A 21,529-nucleotide genomic window follows, 5' to 3' on the forward strand; every position below is an offset into this window, starting at 1 on the left:
TGTCCGTGACTTAATATCAGCCAAGATCATGAACCGCCCCAAATAAAATAATAAATCTAAAAAACACTAGTTTCTAAATAATGCTAAAAGATCAGTTCAGATTATGAAGTGTCCAAGTTAACTCTTGTGGAATCATATGTTGTAAAACAGGTTGCAGTGCCTCAGCATTATTACCGCTGACATAACATTCAATACGTGCAACATTCTGACCTATTTGGTCACATAATAACTCATTTTTTATTAAAATACGGGCTGTTTGTCGGGCAACTGCCAATCCAGAATCAACCAGTGTGAATTGGTTATCAAAAAGATGATGAATTGCTTGATTTAAGAAAGGATAATGCGTGCAACCGAGCACTAAATAGTCGGCACCTTGTTCAGCGGCGGGCTGTAAAACTTCTTTTAATGCCTTTAAACATGCCTCACCCATTTGCTGGCCTGCCTCGACACAGGGAACAAGTTCAAGGCTGGTTAAAGTCATCACCTTAACGCCCGCCGGAACAGCAAACTTCTCGACTACATCTTTAATAAGCTGGCCGCGAAAAGTAGCAGGCGTTGCCAAAACAGCAACCACTTTAGAACGAGTCTGTAATACAGCAGGTTTTAATGCTGGAACCAATCCAACAATTGGAAAGTGTTCTCCATAATGCTCACGCAAATGATCAAGGCTAAATGCGGAAGCCGTATTGCAAGCTACGACTGCAATTTTACAACCTTGACGATATAGCCAATCGACTGCTCGAGCCGTGAGTTCTCTGATTTCTTCATCAGAGCGTGGTCCATAAGGAACGTAGGCAGTATCGGCATAATACACAATACGTTCATTTGGTAAATATTTGGCAATTTCTGCTGCAACTGACATCCCTCCAATTCCCGAATCAAAAATACCAATTGGGGCATCTGCTGATGCTTTAGGCATAGGTTCTAGCTCGGAAAATAAAGGTTGTATGGCGGTCATAGCTGTACTGAAGTGTCAGAAAATTTCACTCCCTAAAGCTTAAACCTCAAGTGCCTAATTGCAAGAGCAAATTACCACTTTTTAGCTCTAAAATGGTTTCACCTTTATCGTTTTCAATTAGTGTTCCATAGTTCACCAAATGATAGAAAGCCTGACGTTGAATCAGCGCATTAATCCCAAAACGGACATGCACATAAGGACGCAACTCTCCTGCATATTCACGCATAAAAATAGGATGTTCTGCATCAACCAAAATTACATCTTGGTTAGTGGTGGTCAGTTGTAAAAACTGCTCACCTGAAATTTCGACCTGATCTGCCTGATTGACTAATAAAGGTTCATCTTCAACTTCGATTTCAATTTGTTCTACAGGGGTTTTCAGGTAGAATTTGCCTTCTTCTTTCCATAGGACTTTGGTAAACAGATCTAATAGAGCTTGGCGCTTGATTAATTGACCTTCGTGCCACCATTCTCCATTGGATTTCACTGTCAAATCCATTTTGCCGCAATGCTTTGGATGCCACTGCTCTAAAGGTGGAATTGACCTTTTGTGACTTTGCTGTACACCTTTTAAGTATTGTGCAATGTTCATTAAGTTTTTATCATCAGATAACGGTATTTTTCCCATATCCGATGGTGAATTATTTTGATTTACCATAGTTTATGCCTTGCTGACGAAAAAATGTTACGACTCAGCCAATTGGCTAGATCATGGTTTAAAACTATACTAGCCCAAACGATAAACGGCACAATAGCATATTTGCGCCTATGGATTAAAACACTCACGGCAGCACCGAATTATCTGAATATGACGGTTGCCACCTTTAAGTATTGAGGAGTCCTACATGGAACACATCGAACGTGAATCGATGGAGTTTGACGTTGTCATCGTAGGTGCAGGACCTGCAGGTCTATCTGCTGCGATTAAGATCCGTCAATTAGCGATTGAAAAAAACTTACCCGATCTTTCTGTTTGTGTAGTTGAAAAAGGCTCTGAAGTAGGTGCGCATATCTTGTCTGGTGCTGTGCTTGAGCCACGTGCCATCAATGAACTTTTCCCGAACTGGAAAGATGAAGGCGCGCCTCTTAATGTCCCTGTAACTGAAGACAAAACATTCTTCTTACTTTCAGACACCACCTCAAAAGAAGTTCCTCACTGGATGGTTCCTAAAACCATGCACAACGACGGTAACTACGTGATCTCTTTAGGTAACGTGGTTCGCTGGTTAGGTCAAAAAGCTGAAGAGCTAGAAGTTTCGATCTTCCCTGGCTTTGCTGCATCTGAAGTGCTTTACCATGAAGACGGTACTGTAAAAGGTATTCAAACAGGTGACATGGGTATTGGTAAAGATGGCGAACCAACGCATAACTTTACTCCAGGCTATGAGCTTCACGCTAAATATACCCTCTTCGCTGAAGGTTGCCGTGGTCACTTAGGAAAACGCCTAATTGCGAAATACAACCTTGATAAAGATGCTGATCCTCAGCACTACGGTATCGGGATTAAAGAGCTTTGGGAAATTGACCCAGCAAAACATAAACCGGGCTTAGTCATGCACGGTGCAGGTTGGCCTTTAGCAGAAACAGCTTCTTCAGGTGGCTGGTGGTTATACCACGCTGAAAACAACCAAGTTACTTTGGGCATGATTGTGGACTTGTCTTATGAAAATCCACACATGTATCCATTTATGGAAATGCAGCGCTGGAAAACTCACCCACTAATTAAACAGTATTTAGAAGGTGGTAAACGTATTTCTTACGGCGCACGTGCGGTAGTGAAAGGCGGTTTCAACTCTCTTCCTAAATTAACTTTCCCGGGCGGTTGCTTGATTGGTGATGATGCAGGTTTCTTAAACTTTGCAAAAATCAAAGGCTCACACACTGCCATGAAATCAGGCATGTTATGTGGTGAAGCTGTATTTGAAGCGATTGCTGCGGGTGTAGAAAAAGGCGGTGATCTTGCGATTGCACGTGTTACTGAAGGCGAAGACTTATTCGTTAAAGAATTGACTTCATACACTGACAAATTTAACAACAGCTGGTTAAAAGAAGAACTTTATAACTCTCGTAACTTTGGCCCAGCGATGCATAAATTTGGTCAATGGATGGGTGGTGCATTTAACTTTATCGACCAGAATGTCTTTAAAGTGCCATTCACTTTACATGACTTGAAGCAAGACTTTGCTGCATTGAAAACTGTTGATGCAACAAGCTTTAAGCCAAACTATCCAAAACCGGATGGCAAACTTACATTTGACCGTTTGTCTTCAGTATTTATCTCAAACACTGTACATGAAGAAAACCAGCCAGCTCACTTGAAGCTTACTGATCCTTCAATTCCAGTGAATGTGAACTTACCGAAATGGGATGAGCCTGCACAGCGCTATTGCCCTGCTGGTGTTTACGAAATCATGGAAAATGATGATGGTTCTAAACGCTTTCAGATTAACGCAGCGAACTGTGTTCACTGTAAGACCTGTGATATTAAAGACCCATCTCAAAACATTACGTGGGTAACGCCTGAAGGCGGCGGTGGTCCAAACTATCCTAATATGTAATAAAAAAGCCCCGATTATTCGGGGCTTTTTTATTAGTATTCACTTATTGAAAAGGCGGTATTTTTGCTACGTTTAAATTAAAATTCTTTTTATAGAAAATAAATGTGCCTAATAAAAATAAGCCAAGAAAACCAAAGTTCCGCGCTAAATCGTAGTACCAAACCGATTTACCAAATAATAAATCAAGAATTAACATCAGCCCGAGAAACCTTGTATGCAAGATCAAACTCATCTTTATCTTTGGTTCAGGAGCAAAATATGTATTTCTATAACCGAGTAGAATTGAACCTAAAATAATAAGAATAGATTTAATAATGATAGCAACAGTTTCAGACAGCCAAGAGATCTCTAAATGTAATAAACCAGCAATAGTAAAAAACCAAAGACAGATTAATAAGCTTCTTTTCACAAAATAATCATTCATTTTTATACGTCATTTATATACTTAATTTTATAAATTATATAACGATTCTTATTTGTAAAAAATTATCATTTCAAATTAAAGTTGAATTACTCATGGCTTCTAATCATCTTTATTAGAAGCCTTATTATTCTATTAACCTTTCTTCACTAAGTAATGAAATTCTTTATGACCATTTTCATCTAAGCGTTCTTCTTGCAACAACAACTCATGTCCTAAATGCATACAAAACTTAGGAATATCCCACGAGGTCGAATTATCTGTTGCGAAGACTTCAACCACATCCCCAGACTTAGATTTGCGGATGGCTTGATGCAACATCATGACAGGTTCCGGACAACGTAAACCACGCGTATTGAGTTGTACAGTAGGTGAAATGGGTTGCTCTGACATAACAAACTCGAACAAATAGAATTTTCACATTTTAGCATAAACAAATTACTGAGCTGTTAACTGTAACTGGCTTTTACATAACAATATACGTTTTGTCTTTTAGCTTGTTTTATAGATGCATAAGCATCTTTTCTTCGGTATGATCTGTGTATTCATTTGATACATTGAGTCTTTAGGAAAGATCATGCAAGAGGAACCAAGTCCGTCGTGGGGAATGCGAGGCTTACGAAAATGGTTAGGTACAGCGCCAGAAACCCGTGATGAATTATTAAAATTAGTCCAAAATTCACGCCGCTTTTTAGAACCAGATACTGTTGCTATGCTTGAAGGCGTTCTTGACCTTCCAGCTACAAAAATTCGTGAAGTCATGACGCCACGAACAGCAATGATCAGTTTACAAGAAGATGATCAATTACTTGATATTCTTGATGTACTGGTTGAGTCTGCTCACTCACGCTTTCCAGTCTTCTCTGCCGATCAGCCAGACAATGTTGTCGGGATTTTGCTCGCAAAAGATTTGTTGCCGTTTCTAACTGAACCGAATACCAAAGTTGATATTCGAGTTCTTATGCGTCAACCGTTATTTGTTCCAGAAAGTGCGCGTTCCGATCAGGTTCTACGCATGTTGAAACATACTCAGACTCACATTGCGATTGTGATTGATGAATATGGCTCAACAGCCGGTCTTGTTACGCTCGAAGATATTCTTGAAGAGATCGTTGGCGAAATTGAAGATGAGCACGACACGGTCGATGAAGATGCTCAGTACATTGTTCCTGACAATGACCATACGGTAGCAAATGCGTGGATGGTGCAAGCACTTACACCAATCGAACATTTCAATACTGTTTTAGATGCTGATTTTTCTGACGATGAAGTAGAAACTGTCGGCGGTTTATTGCTTCAAGAGATTGGTCTGGTAAGTGATTTACAAGGTCAAACTGTTGAGCTTGGAAATTGGTTATTTACAATCGTTGAAGCAGATGCCCGCACTATTCATCTGATTCGAGCTGTACGTCAATGAGAGCATACTTTGAAAAGCTGTTAGATTCTTCGCAACAACAAAAACAGCTTCCTTTAATTTTTCCTTTACTCATTGCTTTATTTTCAGGTGCCGTGTTCAGTTTTTCACTGGCACCTTATTATTGGTGGTGGTTGGCAATTTTATCTCCAGCCCTACTCTATGCAACATTACATAAGCGCTCAGCTAAACAAGCCTTTGCGATTGGTTGGAGCTATGGCTTTGGCTTATGGTTTGTAGGCGCTTTCTGGCTCTACACTTCCATCCATGTATATGGCGATACCAATGCGTTTCTAAGCGTATGTATGATTGCTATTATGGCCCTTGTGATGGGTCTATTTACGGCATTTCAGACATGGGTTTACCGACGATTCTTCCCTGAAACACCACTTACTTTTGCCCCGCTCTGGATTGTTTTCGAATGGGCAAAAACTTGGGTATTTACAGGTTTCCCATGGTTATTTGTAGGTTACGCTTTTACTGAACGCTTACTCGATGGTTATGCACCGCTATTTGGTATTTATGCAATTTCCTTCGTCGTCATTGTATTAGCATGTGCCTTAGTCGAAGTTCTTCGTAAACGTATTTTTTGGGTTATCCCTTCTGCCCTATTGGTTTTGGGTGCATGGGGAGCATCATATATACAGTTTGTAAAACCTAAAACTGCTAAACCACTTAGCGTTTCACTCATTCAAGGTAATATTCCACAAGATTTAAAATGGCTGACTGAATATCAAGTTAGAACATTAGAAATTTATGCTGGCTTGACACAATCTGAATGGGGCCGTGACCTGATTGTATGGCCTGAGTCTTCAATTCCGCTCTTCCAAACCGACATTGAACCGTTTTTGGATGCAATGGATGCACAAGCGAAAAAGAACCATACAGCTTGGGTAACCGGAATTCCCTACTGGGATGTTGCGAAATCACATCAAGTTGGTAGCCCACTGTATTACAACAGTATTATGGCTTCTGGCAGTGATTCAAGTGGACTCTATAAAAAGCAGCGTCTTGTTCCATTTGGTGAATACATCCCTCTTTCAGGTTTACTCTCTTGGGTGTTACCAGCCATGCAAAATGATATCAGCATGAGCGGTTTTACACGTGGTGAGAGTGACCAGAAGCCCCTCTTAATTAAAGGGCATGCACTTGCTGCTGCAATTTGTTATGAAGTGGCTTACCCAAACCTGACAAGACGTAATGCAGAAGATAGCGACTTCTTGGTGACTGTATCGAATGATGCTTGGTTTACGGGTACTGCTGGGCCTTGGCAACATTTACAAATGGTGCAGATGCGGGCGAAAGAAAATGGCCGCTGGTTTATTCGTGCAACCAACACAGGTGTAACAGCGTTTATTGATCAAAATGGTCATATCACTGAACAAGCACCTATCGATAAAGAGTTTGTCTTGAGAGGTGATTTACCAGCCATGCAAGGCCAAACTCTTTATAACCGTTTAGGTGATTATCCAATTTTAGGATTTGCAGTCTTACTGCTGATTTTAGGTTGGGTTTATCGTCCGCGTAAAGTTGACGTTTCTTTTAAATCTCGTCGCTAATTTACAACAACTTTGTACCCAGAGGCACTTCAAACTCTGGGATACAAAGTGCGACATCACCATCTGCATTATGAAACCCTGTCACTAAACATTCCGACTGGATAGGTCCGATTTGTTTTTTAGGGAAATTCACTACGGCAACAACTAATTTACCCACCAAATCTTGTGGCTGATAAAGCTTGGTAATCTGCGCACTTGATTTACGCACACCCAATTCTTCACCAAAATCTATATGTAAAATATAAGCAGGTTTACGCGCTTTTTCAAAAACCTCAGCTTGAATAATTTTACCAACACGAAGCTCTACTTTTAAAAAATCATTCCACTCGATTTGTTCCATTTCATATTTCTCATTTTCTTAAATTGCTGATTTGAAGCATATAATATGTACAAATGAAGAAACACCCTGTTTTTTAAGTCCAGTTAAAAAATAAAACGTAGATGTTGAGTCTACGTTTTATCTAAAAATTTGGTTTTAAAATATTATTAAAAAGCGATTGATAATTGCAGAGATAAATATGCAACTAAACTCGATAAAAAGACCATAGGTACATAACGATAAGCTTTAAAAAGGAATTGCTCATATTGAGTAGATATTTGTTTAGCTTGCCACACGCTCGCTTTTAATGCAGCAAAGAAGCTCACCATTAACCATGCACTCGCAATACTTAACGCGAAGAAACCAATCATGATTTGGCTACTTCCCTCTGTACTCAGCCATAACTTTAATGAAACTTCAGCAATCGGCAATAAACCCAAAATCAATAGGACAGATTTGAGCATTACCCAATGAAACTGAGTCAGTTCATCTACTATGAGAAATGCTTTCATTTAATCTCTCCTTTTAATTGAATAAAGTGCTTTTTATTTATTATGCAAAGCTTTCATTTAAATATATAGCTTATTTTTCTCTATATTTTAACTTTCTTGTAACTATTAAATATGGGAATAATTCTTATTATAAATCTCAAATATCAATATTAATTTTAGTTTATAATTTTCAATTATTTATTATATTTTTCTGATTGAGAGAGATTATCAATTCGTATTATCATTTTAACCGTTTAACTGAATTGATAATCTCCATTACATTTTAATTAAGGTTGATAATAAATATCTGCATCATTACCTTCACCGCCTTCTTTGCCATCCGCTCCAAATGAGTACAAGTCAAAAGCTCGACCATCTGCCCCAGGAATGACATATTGAATATCGTTTTTCCAACTATCTTTAGGATAACCACCTTTTACATAGCCACCTGGCATCCAGTTTTTCGCTGTAGCTGGCTGGTTAACCAAAGCATCTAGCCCACCTTCCTGCATGGTTGGGAAATGGCCATTATCTAGCTTGTACTGATCTAAAGCACCCGCCACACCCTTTAATGCAATTTGAGTCGTATCAATTTTAGCTTTTTCACTACGCCCCATGACATTTGGTACGATTAAAGCTGCTAACACACCTAAAATTACAATCACGACCATGACTTCAATGAGGGTAAAGCCTGAGGCACGCTTCATTCGAGCACCGCTCGAACGTGCCGCAAGTCCGAAAGCTACGCTTGAGTTTTTTTGAGCATCCTTAACGTGCTCTTTTTGTTTCATGACCATCTTCATCATTATCTCTAATATCAAAGTTATTAAATCATATTGTTCATATTTACAATTGGCAGCATAACCGCGATTACAATAACCAGTACAATGCTTGCCATTAAAACCAGCATAAGCGGTTCAAGTAATGCCAGTAAGGTTGAAATAAATGTCGTCACCTCACGGTCTTGCATGGTCGATGCTCGTTCTAACATTCTGTCAAGCTCGCCTGATGCCTCTCCACTTCGAATCATTTGTACCATCATTGGTGGGAAATAACCACTGCGCTCCAGTTGCGTACCCAAGTTACCGCCCTCGGTCACACGCTCAGCTGCGTGGGCAATTGAATCTCGGATGACCCAGTTGTTGGTCACAGCAGCACCAATTTTTAGGGCATCCACCAAAGGGACACCTGAACGGGTCAAAATAGATAAGGTACTGGCAAATCGTGCAGCATTAATACCACGTGACAGTTTACCGAATAATGGCAATTTGAGTGTTAATCGATCAAAAGCATAATGTCCAGCAGTGGTTTTTAAAAACCGAACGAATGCGATAACACCTACCACCGCAAAAAGAATAATAAACACCCACGCATGTCGAATAAAATCGCTGGCTTTCATTAAAGCGACTGTAATCCACGGTAAAGCATCTTTATTTTGATCAAAAGTTTTTACAATCTCTGGCACAACATAAGTCATTAAACCCATCACAATACCGAAAGACATCAGCATTAAAATGATTGGATAAATCATGGCGCCCTGAACTTTCTTTTGCATGGCAAACCGGTTCTCGGTGTAGTCTGATAGCTGATCTAAAATGAGATCTAAATGTCCCGAGCGCTCGCCAGCAGCCACCGTTGCAATATAAAGGTCAGGAAACCGTCCAGATTGCTGCATACCTTGTGCGAGTGAATGGCCTTCTAAGACTCGAGAACGCACAGATAATAAAAGATTTTGCACATGTGTTTTTTCACTTTGCCTACTCACGGCGCGCAAAGCTTCTTCAAGTGGAATAGCAGCAGCAACCAAGACCGAAAGTTGTCTGGTCATGAGTGCCAAATCGTAAGCACTGAACTTTTTTTGGAATAATCCCTGACTCTGATGTTTATCTTTTTGTTCAACAGGGTCAACACTAATTGGTGTCCATGCTTTATCGCGTAATTGTTGGCGAATCTGGCGCGCTGAGTCTCCCTCAAGCACCCCTTTTTGCTGCTTCCCTGAAGCATCAATGGCAGTAAATTGATATGCAGGCATGGTAATGTTCTAATTTTCCAAAAATAATAGTCGCTGCTGTTGCATCTATGCTACGCAATCATTCATATTCATTCTATAGCCTGTGTAGAATACCCAAGTCCTCTTCACGACGCTATGCCGTTTTTTAAAATTGACGAAATGAGCCTCTATGACCATAACGCCAAAGCCTGATTCAGTTGTTTATCGTGTGCGTGTAGCCGTACCTGTACATCTGTACGACACTTTTGACTATACACTCACCCAAGCACAATATGAACGGGCTCATGTAGGCTCACGCGTCGCTATTTCATTTGGGCGCCAAAACCTGATTGGCATCATTACTGAAAAAGTTGATCCAAGTGAATCATTTACAGGCACCTTTCAGCTTAAAGCCATTTCTGACCTTTTAGATGAAGAACCAATTTTAGATGAACAAGTTTTAAGTTTATTGACATGGTCCGCGCAATATTACCAATTTCCAATTGGTGAGGTCATGCAAACTGCCCTACCCGCGTTATTGCGTCAGGGCAAACCGATGGATGTTTTGTTCCATCTTTGGAAAATCACACCATGTGATAATGTTGAAGCACTTCTTAAACGCTCTGTTAAGCAACAAGACGCGTATCAAATTTTAAAATTACACCCTGCCGGAACTACAGAGAATATTCTTAATTTAAGTGGTGTAGAAACGGCTACGCTTAAAGCACTTCAAAAGAAAGGACTGGTTGACTGTACGCTTGAACCGCACGACTTTAGCCCATCGCCTGTTCAATTGGCACAAATGCCGCTCACGCTAAATGAAGACCAAAAGAAAGCAACCCAGCACGTCGTAAACGCACAGCATCAATACCAAGCCTTTTTATTAGATGGTTTAACAGGAAGTGGTAAAACTGAAGTTTATCTGCACATCATGCACGAAGTGCTAAAGCAAGGTAAACAAGTACTGGTGTTAGTCCCAGAAATTGGTTTAACCCCTCAAACGATTTCTCGTTTTAAATCGCGTTTTAACTGTGATATTGCTCTATTACACTCTGGCTTAAATGACTCCAAACGCTTGCAGGCATGGCAACAGGCTCAGACGGGCAAAGCATCTATTATTTTAGGAACACGCTCAGCCATTTATACGCCGCTGCCACGTTTAGGTCTCATCATTTTAGATGAAGAGCATGACCTGTCTTATAAACAGCAAGAAGGCTTCCGCTACCATGCACGTGATGTCGCATTGTACCGAGGCCACTTGCAAAATTGCCCTGTTATTTTAGGTTCAGCAACACCGAGCATAGATAGTTATTATTTGGTCGAAACTGGTAAATTAACTTCACTGCAACTTAATCAACGTGCAGGCCATGCGCTTTTACCTAAAATGCATTTGATTGACCTTAAAATTGTCAAAAAACAGCATGGAATTAGCCAGCCTTTAATAGAACAGATTAACAATACCCTAGCTAGAAAAGAACAGGTTTTAATCTTTTTAAACCGTCGTGGCTATGCACCTGTACTGGTCTGTGAAAGTTGTGGGTGGCAAGCAAATTGTCCACATTGTGATGCACATTTTACGTTGCACACTCAGCCTTATTCTTATTTACACTGCCACCACTGCGGTACTGTTCATCGCTTACCCGATCACTGCCCTGAATGCCAGCAAAAAAGCCTAAAAACCCTAGGTGCTGGAACAGCTAAGGTTGAAGAGCACTTACAAGAACTATTTCCAGACTATGATGTGATTCGGGTTGACCGTGACAGCACCAGTCGTGTCGGTAGCTGGCAAAAAATCTATGACCGTATTCATCAAAACAAACCAACAATTTTGCTGGGCACTCAAATGTTGGCAAAAGGCCATCATTTTCCACACGTCACTTTAGTTGCCATTTTAGATATTGATGCTGGGTTACTTAGTGTCGACATCCGTGCGCCAGAGCGTACGGCGCAGCTGATTGTACAAGTCGCTGGTCGTGCAGGTCGTGGTGAACATAAAGGCCATGTTTATTTACAAACCCTAAGACCAGATCACCCTTTACTCACCACGCTCATCGAAAAAGATTATCGGGCGGTTGCCAAACAAACTCTTGCGGAACGTAAAGTCGCATTGCTGCCACCTTATCGTTATGCAGTACTGATACGTGCAGAATCTAAAGATCGTGACTATACCTTACATTTTTTAAATGAAGCGGCGGAACAATTACGCCAAATTGCAGGTGAAATTGTTGATATTTGGGGTCCGATTCCAGCACCGATGGAACGTAAAGCTGGGCGCTACCGCGCCCACATGGTGATTTTATCTGCTGACCGTGCTCGCCTACATTTTTACTTAAGGCAATGGTGGTCACAATTGGTTCATGCGCCGCGCCAGCATCAACTCAGATTATCAATTGATGTTGATCCGCAAGAATTTAATTAGATGGCTTGAATATCATGGTGTGAAGAAGTCTTTTTGGCTTTACACTTAAAAGAGACTAATACATTCGAGGCAATGAATGTCATTCTTACTGCAAGCAACAATTTTTCTTGGAGCTTCTCTGATTTTAGTCCCTCTTGGCAAACGCCTAGGGATAGCAACAGTTTTAGGCTATTTATTTACAGGAATACTTCTAGGTCCTAGTGTTTTAAATATTGCACATGACCCTGAAGCGATTATGGAACTTGCCGAATTTGGCGTTATCTTATTAATGTTCCTGATTGGTTTAGAGTTGCGCCCACAACGTTTATGGGAAATGCGTGACTCTATTTTTGTAATGGGAAGTCTGCAAGTCCTCATTAGTGGGGCTATTCTTATGCTGATCGTACTATTACTCTTTCAACAGCAGCTTTCTGTCAGCTTTGTCATTGGTTTTGCCCTTGCGCTTTCTTCTACCGCTTTTGTATTACAACTTCTGACCGAAAAGCAGCAACTCAATACGACTTATGGTCAGCAGTCTTTTTCCATTTTACTTTTCCAAGATATAGCGGCTATTCCCTTACTTGCCATCATTCCATTATTGGCAGGAACAGAATCAACCCATCATGGGGTGGCTTATTTTGCGGCTATCATTGCAACCTTTACGGGTCTGTTTCTGTTTAGTCGCTATGTGATGCGTCCATTCTTCCGCTTTGTTGCCAAAAGTGGAGCGACTGAACTTATTACAGCAGTAGGATTATTTATTATTCTTGCTGTTGTCTTGCTTATGGATACTTTAGGAATTAGCACCACATTAGGTGCATTCCTTACAGGTGTATTATTAGCAGATTCAGAATTTCGCCATGAAGTTGAAGCGAGTATTGCACCGTTTAAAGGTTTATTGCTTGGCTTATTCTTTATGACCGTCGGCATGACTACACAGCTGTCACTGCTCATTGAAATGCCTTTGCTTATTATTGGTGGTGCAGTCGGCTTATTGCTCATCAAAACGCTGATATTGACCGCCATCGCCCGCTATAAAAAATACAGTTGGAATAACAGCTTGCTTTTAGGTACTTGCTTGGCACAAGGCGGAGAATTTGCTTTTGTGATTTTGAGTCTTGCAAAAAGTGAGAAGGTTTTAACTCAAGCTATATTAGAACCAGTGACGCTGATCGTAACGTTGTCGATGGTACTTACTCCAGTAATTTACTGGATTATGGCAACTCAGATCATTCCCCTGTTTAATAAAGAACGTCCACCTGAGTATGATGAAATTCCACAGCAGGATAATCCGATTATCATTGCTGGCTTTGGTCGATTTGGACAAATCATCGCGCGTATTGCCCGCCTACAGCATTTAGGCTTTACTGCAATCGACAACAATCTTCATCAAGTGGACTTTGTTCGTCGCTACGGCGGCAAGCTCTATTATGGCGATGTAACCCAGCCCGATTTACTGCGTTCTGCCGGTATTGAAAAAGCTAAAGTATTTATTTTAGCGATTGATGATGTTGAAGACTCTATGAATGTCGCGCGTCATCTTAAATTAAATTATCCAAACTTAAAGCTGTTGGCTCGTGCTCGTGACCGCCACCATGTCCATCTTTTAAGAGATTTAGGTGTTGAATACATTTGGCGTGAAACGTATTTATCTTCATTAGGTATGGCTTATCGCGCTTTAAGAGAACTCGGAATCTCTGATGAACAAGCCTATAACAATATCGAAATCTTTCGGGATTATGATGAGAAATTGCTCATACAGCAGCAAAGTATTTATACTGATGAACAGAAGATTTTTGAAACACATCGTAATGCCTTAGCCGAGCTTGAACATTTGTTTGAAAGTGATGCGCAGCAACAGGCTACATCAAAACATGATGTTAATTTAAAGCGTCATTTACAACCAAATCGCATCGACATTACAAGAGATCATCTAGAATAACTTGAGATTTCAGAAAATGGCTATATTAAGGACTTATTCACATTGCCTAAATAATTGGACAATGGGCACAAAGCTGCCCCTGTCCGGCTTGCGGCTTAGCTGCATTTCCTGAGCTTGATTAAAACGAAATAGTTATACTCTGCTTAGGGCCCTGGAGAATATTATGTCTGATTTACGCCAACGCTTTTATATAGAGAACTTTCCAGTACGTGGAGAAGTAGTTCATCTAGAAGAAGCCCTACAAACTATCTTAGCTCAACGTGACTATATGCCTGCGGTTAAAATTCTGCTAGGTGAAATGTTGAGTGCGACTGCATTACTTGCAAGTACACTAAAAATCAAAGGCCGTATCAGCTTGCAAATCCAGGCTAGCGGCACCTTCAAATGGGCGATGGCTGAATGTAACCATTTAGGAGAGGTTCGTGCTTTAGCGGACTATGAAACCGACCCTCGCTTTGTTGAAGCAACAGACAGTAGTACAGTTCTTGGCGCTTTAGTTAATCCAGTTTTATTTATTAACATTGAACCGGAATTTGGCGAACGTTATCAAGGGATCGTGCCGCTTGATCAAGTGACTTTAGCGGGTTGCTTGATGCAATACTATGATTTATCTGCACAAATTCCAACTCGTATTGTGTTAGCAAGTACAGATAAGCGTTCTGGCGGTTTACTGATTCAACTCTTACCACGTCATGATGAAGAAGAGCAAAACTTGGTCGATGAAGATTTATGGCCACGTTTGACGATGTTGACCGAAACATTAAAAGCTGAAGAGCTTACCAATTTAGATGCAAATGAAATCTTATATCGTTTATATAACGAAGAAGAAGTTCGTTTACCAGAAATTGAAGCATTAAAATTTGGCTGTACATGTTCAAAAGAACGCTGTGCAAATGCCCTGATTCAAATTGGTGTAGACGCTGTTCATGAAACTCTAGAACAGCAGAACCCAATTCGTATGGACTGTCAGTTCTGTAATACGCAATATACCTTTACCGCTGAAGAAGCTTTAGCGTTATTTGGTGAACATTTAAGTTAATATTTTAACTTTATAAAAAGGCGGTTATACCGCCTTTTTATTTACCTGTATTTTTTGATGATAATTTTCAACATGTTAATTTAAATAGGATAATATAAGGCTACTTTATAGCCTAATAAATAAGATACCTAAATACCATGAATTATTTTGATTATTTTCTCTTTATTTTTAGTGTAGTTATCATGATTGCGACCCCTGGCCCTGTCATGATTTTAGTTGCAAGCGCTGGACTTAAAGGGGGCTATAAAAAAGCACTAGAAACCATTTTTGGTACAAACCTAGCATCCCTTGTTTTAATTTTTACTTCAGTACTGGTTTTAAAAGGAGTACTAAGTGTTAATGATAGTTACCTCAATATCATTCGTATTTTAGGCTGCCTATATATTGGTTATTTGGGTTTTAGTATTCTCAAAGAAGTTATTCAGGCTCCTCACCCAGAAGCGATACAAACAGTTTCAGCACAAAATGGTGGTTTTAAAAAAGGTTTTCTTGTCGGTATTTCAAACCCAAAAGATATTATATTTTTCTCGGCTTTCTTTCCGCAATTCGTCTCTATTACCCCTCAATTAAATTTAAGTTTAACCTTACTTACGCTGACATGGATTGTTTTAGACTTCCTCACACTATCTTTGGTTTATATCTTTTTCCGCCGCCTTTCTAATAGTCATTTATATCCAAAAATATTAGGCCTCTGCGGTTTATTACTTCTACTTATTGCTCTGTACGGCTTATATCAGAGTTTCATCTAATTCATTAGAGGTATAGTCTAATTTTTCTATACCTCTTTATTTCGTAATAGAACAACTCTTATACAATCTAGCTTATTGAAAACTCTAAAAATCGTTTCATAATGAAATAAACAACACCATCGTGATAAAACATTATGGCAAAAAATTATTATGAAGAATTAGGGGTTACACGCAAAGCCTCTGCTGATGAAATTAAAAAAGCTTATCGAAAATTAGCCCGTAAATATCATCCCGACATCAGCAAAGAAAAAGATGCAGAAGAAAAAATGCAGGCCATTAATGTTGCCTATGACACATTAAGCAACGCAGATAAAAAAGCTGAATATGACCAAATGTTAGATCATCCTCAAGGTTTTAATAACTTTGGTCAAGGTGCTGCACAAGGGGGCTTTGATGGAGCACAGTTTTATCGTCAAGGTTTTACAGGCGGTGAACAAGCAGACTTTAGCGGTTTTGAAGATTTATTTGGTCGCTTTGGTGCAGGCTTTGGCGGTGGCCAACAACAATATCAAAGACAACAACGTAGTTATCGCGGTGAAGATCAACATGCCAGCATAGAGGTTGATCTTGATATTGCCTATCATGGTTCAACCCAGCAAATTACTCTGCAAATTCCAACCATGAATGCTTATGGTGAGCCTGAAGTTCAACGCAAAACCTTACAGGTAAAAATACCAAAAGGCATGAAAGAAGGTCAGCAAATCCGCTTAACTGGACAAGGCCAAAGTGGGATTAATGGTGGTGCTAACGGCGATCTTTATATTGAAATCCAGTATAAAGATACAGACCGTGTTCATGTCGAAGGCAGTGACGTATATCTGACTGTAGATGTAACTCCATGGGAAGCAGCATTAGGCCAAGGTATTGAAGTGAAAACACCAGCAGGATCTTTACATGTAAATTTACCTAAAAATGCAAAACAAGGACAACAGCTACGTTTAAAAGACAAAGGGATACCAAATAAAACGCCAGGCCATCTGTATTTAATTTTAAATATTGTATTCCCGCCTGCAAATTCTGAAAAAGAAAAAGAAGCGTATCAGCAACTGGCAGAAGCATTTGCTTCATTCGAACCTCGTTCATCTCATTAGGGAGCAAGATCATGACAACCATTCACTATCGAGAAATTGTATATGACGGCCATACCTTTAGTGCAGAGGTCGTTGATGAACAATCGACATTTGATTTACAACAATTTGCCCAAGCTTGTGGCCAAAGTCCTGACTGGATTCTTCAGCTCATTGAATATGACATTTTATCAGTCGAAAATAAACCTGAAGCACACCAGTTTATGGGCGGAGATGTCGCACGTGCACGTAAAGCTTATCGTTTACAACGTGACTTTGACGCAAGTTTGGCGGCAGTTGCAGTAATGTTAGATTTGATTGATGAAGTGCAACAACTTAGAAAACAGTTGAAGCATTTTCATTGAGTTTTTTTGAAATCATATTTTCCGAGGTATAGCTTGAGCTAAAAGTCATCCTTGGCCTGCCAATTATCTAAATAGTATTGTTTTTGCAATAAAATTAGTTAAATGCTGGTAGTGAACAGGTTCTAAGGATGACAAATGCCTTTGGTTACTTTGGGCGAAACCAAAGTAACGAATTAGCTATAACTATTTGATATATTAATGAGAAGACTCCGTCGTATAAAAATAAAAATTTATTTTAATCGAGTAATCTTTTCTACTTCCTTCAAAGTCTGCTTAATCGGTTCATACTCCAAAAACCAGAACAAATTCATCCGATCTTGGCGATGTTGTTGAGCCAATAAATCAATCACACTTTTTTCACCGCGGCCGACCAAATGTTGTCGATAAAAATAGTACAGTAATAAAACAGTACTGAGCAGCATGACACCAAGCATAATCCAGAAACCTACTGGTGATTTAAGCCCTGGAATAAACTCAAAGTTCATTCCATAAATACCCGTTAAAAGCGTAAGTGGTGCAAAGACAGCAGTAATAATGGCAAGAATACGCATATTTTCATTGGTCTGGTTTGCAATTGCCGAGAAATGCAAATCAATCGCTGATTGAATAGCGCTACGTAAACGTAAAGTATGTTTTTGAATACGTTCGACATGACTCATTAAATCATTCAAACGAACTAACAGAAGGTCTTGAGAACTATGCGTCTTCTCACCAATAACATGATGATAGTTTTCTACAATTTCATCTCGAAACTCTTGTAAGGTTTCGATTTGCTCTTCGCATAAATTTTCAACTTGCTGAAAGGCCATGTTTTCATGAAACAACTGATGCCATTGTTTAAAACGACGATTACCTTGCAGCAATTGCTGTTGCCAATGCTCGACCCTTCTAGTCAAAGGTGAACGGATATCAAGGTAGCCATCCACCATACTATTAAGCAGTCGTAAACATAAATCTACAGGTGAATTAGGAAGCTTACGGGTTTTGTTTTGTTCTTCCAAAGTTTTACATAAAATATTTTCGAGACGTTGAATATAGTTTTCAATCGACTTATTGCCCTGCTCACGAACACTAATCAGAACTTTAGGGGTAAAAACAAAGCTAATCGGCGTAGTTGCTAGGCCAAATACACTCTCGTGGGATTCCCCATTTTTAATTTCATCATCAGGTGTAACGAGCTTTCTAAAAATAAGCAGGTCATATTCTTCAAGCGTATCAAATGCACAAGGATGCTCAATATTCGCAATATCTCGCATATGAAATTCATTAATAACCACGCCTGAAAGCTGCTGAATTTTTTGTTGCCATTCTTCGTTATGGTTCACCACATCAGCTCTGACACTATCAATCCAGAAAAACTCCAGAATGTGTTCATTATGCTGTTCACGGCTTAAAAAGACATAACCGTCAGCTTGATGGCGATAAAAGTAATAAACCTGCATACCACAATGATCTGTTTTTGTATTACTTGCATCATGCCATAAAAAAAGTCCGCATCAAGCGGACTTTTTCATGTCACTAGAACAATTATGCTTGTTCAATGTCTTTCATAGTCAATTTAATACGACCACGATTATCAACATCAGCAACTTGTACTTTCACTTCCTGACCTTCTTTAAGAACATCAGTTACGTTCGCAATACGTTCATTTGAAATTTGCGAAATGTGAAGAAGACCATCAGTACCCGGCATGATGTTTACAAACGCACCGAATTCTACGATACGGATTACTTTACCGTCATAGATCTTACCTGGTTCAACTTCAGCAGTAATTGCTTGAATCTTAGCAATTGCAGCTTTAGCAGCAGCTTTAGTTTCACCAAATACGCGAACAGTACCGTTGTCTTCGATATCAATTGCAGCTTTAGTTTCTTCAGTAATTTGACGGATAGTTGCACCGCCTTTACCAATAACATCACGGATCTTGTCTGGGTTAATGTTAATAACTTCAAACGTCGGAGCATGAGCACTGATTTCAGCACGAGCACGTGAAATGACTTTATTCATTTCGTTTAGGATGTGCATACGACCAGCAAATGCTTGGTTTAATGCAACTTCCATGATTTCTTCGGTAATACCTTCAATCTTGATGTCCATTTGAAGCGCAGTAATACCGTTTGCAGAACCTGCTACTTTAAAGTCCATATCACCTAAGTGATCTTCATCACCCAAGATGTCAGAAAGTACTGCGAAACGCTCGCCTTCTTTCACTAAGCCCATTGCGATACCCGCAACTGGAGCTTTAAGCGGAACACCTGCATCCATAAGTGATAATGAAGCACCACATACAGAAGCCATTGAAGATGAACCGTTAGATTCAGTAATGTCAGATACAATACGAATTACATACGGGAAGCGGTCAGCAGCAGGAAGAACTGCTTGAACACCACGACGTGCTAAACGACCGTGACCAATTTCACGACGCTTAGGACCAGATTCACGGCCTGTTTCACCTACAGAGTATGCAGGGAAGTTGTAGTGCAACATGAAGTTGTCAGTTTTAGTACCAGCAAGGGTATCAACCATTAACGCATCACGAGTATTACCCAAAGTTGTTGTTACTAACGCCTGAGTTTCACCACGTGTAAATAATGCAGAACCGTGTGCACGATCTAATACGCCAACTTGAACATCGATAGCACGAACAGTTTTAGTATCACGACCATCAATACGTGGCTTACCTGACAAGATGTTGTCACGTACTGTACGGTATTTAAGGTCTTCGAATAATTCGTTTACTTCATCAGCAATACCAGTTTCATCATTTTCTGGAACGAACTGAGCTACAGCTTCTGCATAAAGTGCATCAAGTGCTGCGTAACGATCTTGTTTAACCGCAATTGTATATGCTTCAGAAATTTTCGCTTCGAAAGCTGCTTTTAATTGCTCAAGAAGAGCTTCGTTTTTAGTTGGAGCAACCCAAGTTGACTCAACAGCACCAGCAGCGGCAGCAAATTCTTTAATCGCTTGAATTGCGATTTGCATTTCGTCATGACCGAAAAGAACAGCACCCAGCATTTGGTCTTCTGAAAGTTCTTTCGCTTCAGATTCAACCATCAATACAGCAGATTCTGTACCAGCAACCACAAGGTCAAGGTCACTTTCTTTCAACTGTTCGAAGTTCGGGTTAAGAACATATTCACCGTTGATTAAACCAACACGTGCGCCACCAATTGGACCACGGAAAGGAGTACCAGCAATAGACAATGCTGCTGATGTACCAAGCATTGCTGCAATGTCAGCATCCATAGTTTTGTCAGAAGAAACAACAGTTGCTGTTACTTGGATTTCGTTGAAGTAACCTTCTGGGAACAACGGACGAATTGGACGGTCAATAAGACGTGAAATTAAAGTTTCAGCTTCAGAAGCACGACCTTCACGCTTACCGTAACCACCAGGGATACGACCAGCTGCATATTGTTTTTCTTGATAGTTAACTGTTAACGGGAAGAAGTCTTGACCCGCTTTTGCTTTAGGTTGAGCAACAACTGCAACTAAAACAGTTACGCCACCCATAGTGATTAAAACTGTGTTTGCTTGACGTGCAACGCGACCCGTTTCTAAAACGACTTGATGTTGACCGAATTGGAATTCTTTACGAACGATATTAAACATTGACATGTATTGTATTTTCCTAATTTTATTCTAGTGAGACCCCTAAGGTTTGGCATTCAGACTACACCGATTGGTAGATAAATGACAAAGCTTAGAAGCCATCACACTAGATCAATTATTTAAAATAAGTTAAACGCAAAGAAGGAGCGCACAAGCGCCCCTTCTAAAAATCACTTAACCTAACATTAAGTGAAACTCTCTTTTCAGCGATAAAGCATTGCGACATGCGAAATAGCGAAAACAAAGTGAAAATCGAATTAACGACGTAAACCTAAAGCACCGATCAAAGCAGTGTAACGACCGTGGTCTTTACCATTTAAGTAGTCGAGCAATTTACGACGTTGGTTAACCATACGGATCAAACCACGACGGCTGTGGTGGTCGTGTTTGTGAGCTTTGAAGTGACCTTGTAAATCATTGATTTGAGCAGTCAATAAAGCTACTTGTACTTCTGGTGAACCAGTGTCATTTTCAGCGCGAGCAAATTTAGCAATGATCTCTGCGCGGTCTGCATTAGTTAAAGCCATTCGATTTCTCCGAGATGCTTAAAAAAGTAAACGATATGAATCAGTTGAGGCAACTGACTGCCGTGCATCACTACAGCAAGTCGCCTATTTTAAGGTATCTATAGGTGGATTGCAAAA

At 39.9% G+C, this 21,529-nt stretch carries 20 protein-coding genes; 9 read left to right on the forward strand and 11 right to left on the reverse strand.

Annotation, left to right across the window (positions count from 1 at the left end; all coding sequences use genetic code 11):
• Positions 1–91 precede the first annotated feature (91 nt).
• Together murI and RMB06_RS12595 are read right to left on the reverse strand one after the other, a co-directional pair.
• Positions 92–958, reverse strand: coding sequence for a glutamate racemase (gene murI, locus RMB06_RS12590; RefSeq protein WP_005804179.1), 867 nt, complete (start codon positions 956–958; stop codon positions 92–94).
• Between the two features lie 46 nt (positions 959–1,004).
• Positions 1,005–1,616: a DUF1285 domain-containing protein gene (locus RMB06_RS12595; RefSeq protein WP_002114653.1), complete on the reverse strand. Its 612-nt coding sequence runs from the start codon at positions 1,614–1,616 to the stop codon at positions 1,005–1,007.
• Positions 1,617–1,803: 187 nt separating this feature from the next.
• Here RMB06_RS12595 and RMB06_RS12600 point away from each other — a divergent pair, with 187 nt between their 5' ends.
• A complete protein-coding gene (locus RMB06_RS12600; RefSeq protein ID WP_005804177.1) occupies positions 1,804–3,516 on the forward strand; it encodes an electron transfer flavoprotein-ubiquinone oxidoreductase in 1,713 nt (570 codons plus the stop codon).
• A 43-nt stretch (positions 3,517–3,559) separates the two neighbouring features.
• On the opposite strand, the gene RMB06_RS12605 is transcribed toward RMB06_RS12600, so the two are convergent.
• On the reverse strand, positions 3,560–3,940 hold the full coding sequence (locus RMB06_RS12605) for a hypothetical protein (RefSeq protein WP_311079717.1): 381 nt from the start codon (positions 3,938–3,940) through the stop codon (positions 3,560–3,562).
• A gap of 132 nt (positions 3,941–4,072) precedes the next feature.
• Positions 4,073–4,330 (reverse strand): sulfurtransferase TusA, encoded by a 258-nt coding sequence (gene tusA, locus RMB06_RS12610; RefSeq protein ID WP_002053527.1) that lies wholly within the window; start codon positions 4,328–4,330, stop codon positions 4,073–4,075.
• A gap of 184 nt (positions 4,331–4,514) precedes the next feature.
• On the opposite strand from tusA, the gene RMB06_RS12615 reads away from it, so the two are divergent.
• On the forward strand, positions 4,515–5,354 hold the full coding sequence (locus tag RMB06_RS12615; RefSeq protein WP_002114976.1) for an HlyC/CorC family transporter: 840 nt from the start codon (positions 4,515–4,517) through the stop codon (positions 5,352–5,354).
• Positions 5,351–6,910: an apolipoprotein N-acyltransferase gene (lnt, locus tag RMB06_RS12620; protein WP_068930422.1), complete on the forward strand. Its 1,560-nt coding sequence runs from the start codon at positions 5,351–5,353 to the stop codon at positions 6,908–6,910. The genes RMB06_RS12615 and lnt overlap by 4 nt, the downstream gene beginning before the upstream one ends.
• 1 nt (position 6,911) lies before the next feature.
• Here the strand turns inward: lnt and RMB06_RS12625 are convergent, their stop codons facing one another.
• The 4 genes from RMB06_RS12625 to gspF all read right to left on the reverse strand — a co-directional run bounded on the left by RMB06_RS12625 (position 6,912) and on the right by gspF (position 9,752).
• On the reverse strand, positions 6,912–7,250 hold the full coding sequence (locus tag RMB06_RS12625) for a tRNA-binding protein (protein ID WP_005804172.1): 339 nt from the start codon (positions 7,248–7,250) through the stop codon (positions 6,912–6,914).
• Between the two features lie 146 nt (positions 7,251–7,396).
• Positions 7,397–7,741, reverse strand: coding sequence for a hypothetical protein (locus RMB06_RS12630; RefSeq protein WP_311079719.1), 345 nt, complete (start codon positions 7,739–7,741; stop codon positions 7,397–7,399).
• Positions 7,742–8,007: 266 nt separating this feature from the next.
• A complete protein-coding gene (gene gspG, locus RMB06_RS12635; RefSeq protein ID WP_017402575.1) occupies positions 8,008–8,523 on the reverse strand; it encodes a type II secretion system major pseudopilin GspG in 516 nt (171 codons plus the stop codon).
• Positions 8,524–8,546: 23 nt separating this feature from the next.
• Positions 8,547–9,752: a type II secretion system inner membrane protein GspF gene (gspF, locus tag RMB06_RS12640; protein ID WP_005065941.1), complete on the reverse strand. Its 1,206-nt coding sequence runs from the start codon at positions 9,750–9,752 to the stop codon at positions 8,547–8,549.
• Positions 9,753–9,900: 148 nt separating this feature from the next.
• Between gspF and RMB06_RS12645 the strand changes: the two genes are divergently transcribed.
• From RMB06_RS12645 to RMB06_RS12670, 6 genes are all read left to right on the forward strand, one after another.
• On the forward strand, positions 9,901–12,129 hold the full coding sequence (locus RMB06_RS12645; RefSeq protein ID WP_311079721.1) for a primosomal protein N': 2,229 nt from the start codon (positions 9,901–9,903) through the stop codon (positions 12,127–12,129).
• A 76-nt stretch (positions 12,130–12,205) separates the two neighbouring features.
• Complete coding sequence (locus RMB06_RS12650) at positions 12,206–14,050, forward strand: monovalent cation:proton antiporter-2 (CPA2) family protein (protein ID WP_311079723.1); 1,845 nt, start codon at positions 12,206–12,208, stop codon at positions 14,048–14,050.
• Between the two features lie 163 nt (positions 14,051–14,213).
• Entirely contained in the window at positions 14,214–15,089 is an 876-nt protein-coding gene (locus RMB06_RS12655) for an Hsp33 family molecular chaperone HslO (protein WP_002114728.1), read from the forward strand.
• 137 nt (positions 15,090–15,226) lie between these two features.
• Entirely contained in the window at positions 15,227–15,838 is a 612-nt protein-coding gene (locus RMB06_RS12660) for a LysE family translocator (RefSeq protein ID WP_130119394.1), read from the forward strand.
• A 134-nt stretch (positions 15,839–15,972) separates the two neighbouring features.
• Positions 15,973–16,929, forward strand: coding sequence for a DnaJ C-terminal domain-containing protein (locus tag RMB06_RS12665; RefSeq protein WP_311079725.1), 957 nt, complete (start codon positions 15,973–15,975; stop codon positions 16,927–16,929).
• Between the two features lie 11 nt (positions 16,930–16,940).
• Positions 16,941–17,270, forward strand: coding sequence for a chaperone modulator CbpM (locus RMB06_RS12670; RefSeq protein WP_311079726.1), 330 nt, complete (start codon positions 16,941–16,943; stop codon positions 17,268–17,270).
• A gap of 230 nt (positions 17,271–17,500) precedes the next feature.
• Here RMB06_RS12670 and RMB06_RS12675 read toward each other — a convergent pair whose 3' ends face one another.
• The 3 genes from RMB06_RS12675 to rpsO all read right to left on the reverse strand — a co-directional run bounded on the left by RMB06_RS12675 (position 17,501) and on the right by rpsO (position 21,412).
• On the reverse strand, positions 17,501–18,712 hold the full coding sequence (locus RMB06_RS12675) for a magnesium transporter CorA family protein (protein ID WP_270906789.1): 1,212 nt from the start codon (positions 18,710–18,712) through the stop codon (positions 17,501–17,503).
• Between the two features lie 85 nt (positions 18,713–18,797).
• On the reverse strand, positions 18,798–20,885 hold the full coding sequence (gene pnp / locus RMB06_RS12680) for a polyribonucleotide nucleotidyltransferase (RefSeq protein WP_170814194.1): 2,088 nt from the start codon (positions 20,883–20,885) through the stop codon (positions 18,798–18,800).
• 257 nt (positions 20,886–21,142) lie between these two features.
• A complete protein-coding gene (gene rpsO, locus RMB06_RS12685; RefSeq protein WP_002114951.1) occupies positions 21,143–21,412 on the reverse strand; it encodes a 30S ribosomal protein S15 in 270 nt (89 codons plus the stop codon).
• Positions 21,413–21,529: the final 117 nt, after the last annotated feature.

Origin of the sequence: Acinetobacter sp. V104_13, assembly GCF_031798995.1 — a bacterium.
Lineage (GTDB): Bacteria > Pseudomonadota > Gammaproteobacteria > Pseudomonadales > Moraxellaceae > Acinetobacter > Acinetobacter pittii.

What these genes read in the sequence shown, in the direction of transcription:
- murI (WP_005804179.1), bottom strand. Translation starts at nt 958, where the DNA reads ATGACCGCCATACAACCTTTATTTTCCGAGCTAGAACCTATGCCTAAA.
- RMB06_RS12595 (WP_002114653.1), bottom strand. Translation starts at nt 1,616, where the DNA reads ATGGTAAATCAAAATAATTCACCATCGGATATGGGAAAAATACCGTTA.
- RMB06_RS12600 (WP_005804177.1), top strand. Translation starts at nt 1,804, where the DNA reads ATGGAACACATCGAACGTGAATCGATGGAGTTTGACGTTGTCATCGTA.
- RMB06_RS12605 (WP_311079717.1), bottom strand. Translation starts at nt 3,940, where the DNA reads ATGAATGATTATTTTGTGAAAAGAAGCTTATTAATCTGTCTTTGGTTT.
- tusA (WP_002053527.1), bottom strand. Translation starts at nt 4,330, where the DNA reads ATGTCAGAGCAACCCATTTCACCTACTGTACAACTCAATACGCGTGGT.
- RMB06_RS12615 (WP_002114976.1), top strand. Translation starts at nt 4,515, where the DNA reads ATGCAAGAGGAACCAAGTCCGTCGTGGGGAATGCGAGGCTTACGAAAA.
- lnt (WP_068930422.1), top strand. Translation starts at nt 5,351, where the DNA reads ATGAGAGCATACTTTGAAAAGCTGTTAGATTCTTCGCAACAACAAAAA.
- RMB06_RS12625 (WP_005804172.1), bottom strand. Translation starts at nt 7,250, where the DNA reads ATGGAACAAATCGAGTGGAATGATTTTTTAAAAGTAGAGCTTCGTGTT.
- RMB06_RS12630 (WP_311079719.1), bottom strand. Translation starts at nt 7,741, where the DNA reads ATGAAAGCATTTCTCATAGTAGATGAACTGACTCAGTTTCATTGGGTA.
- gspG (WP_017402575.1), bottom strand. Translation starts at nt 8,523, where the DNA reads ATGAAGATGGTCATGAAACAAAAAGAGCACGTTAAGGATGCTCAAAAA.
- gspF (WP_005065941.1), bottom strand. Translation starts at nt 9,752, where the DNA reads ATGCCTGCATATCAATTTACTGCCATTGATGCTTCAGGGAAGCAGCAA.
- RMB06_RS12645 (WP_311079721.1), top strand. Translation starts at nt 9,901, where the DNA reads ATGACCATAACGCCAAAGCCTGATTCAGTTGTTTATCGTGTGCGTGTA.
- RMB06_RS12650 (WP_311079723.1), top strand. Translation starts at nt 12,206, where the DNA reads ATGTCATTCTTACTGCAAGCAACAATTTTTCTTGGAGCTTCTCTGATT.
- RMB06_RS12655 (WP_002114728.1), top strand. Translation starts at nt 14,214, where the DNA reads ATGTCTGATTTACGCCAACGCTTTTATATAGAGAACTTTCCAGTACGT.
- RMB06_RS12660 (WP_130119394.1), top strand. Translation starts at nt 15,227, where the DNA reads ATGAATTATTTTGATTATTTTCTCTTTATTTTTAGTGTAGTTATCATG.
- RMB06_RS12665 (WP_311079725.1), top strand. Translation starts at nt 15,973, where the DNA reads ATGGCAAAAAATTATTATGAAGAATTAGGGGTTACACGCAAAGCCTCT.
- RMB06_RS12670 (WP_311079726.1), top strand. Translation starts at nt 16,941, where the DNA reads ATGACAACCATTCACTATCGAGAAATTGTATATGACGGCCATACCTTT.
- RMB06_RS12675 (WP_270906789.1), bottom strand. Translation starts at nt 18,712, where the DNA reads ATGCAGGTTTATTACTTTTATCGCCATCAAGCTGACGGTTATGTCTTT.
- pnp (WP_170814194.1), bottom strand. Translation starts at nt 20,885, where the DNA reads ATGTTTAATATCGTTCGTAAAGAATTCCAATTCGGTCAACATCAAGTC.
- rpsO (WP_002114951.1), bottom strand. Translation starts at nt 21,412, where the DNA reads ATGGCTTTAACTAATGCAGACCGCGCAGAGATCATTGCTAAATTTGCT.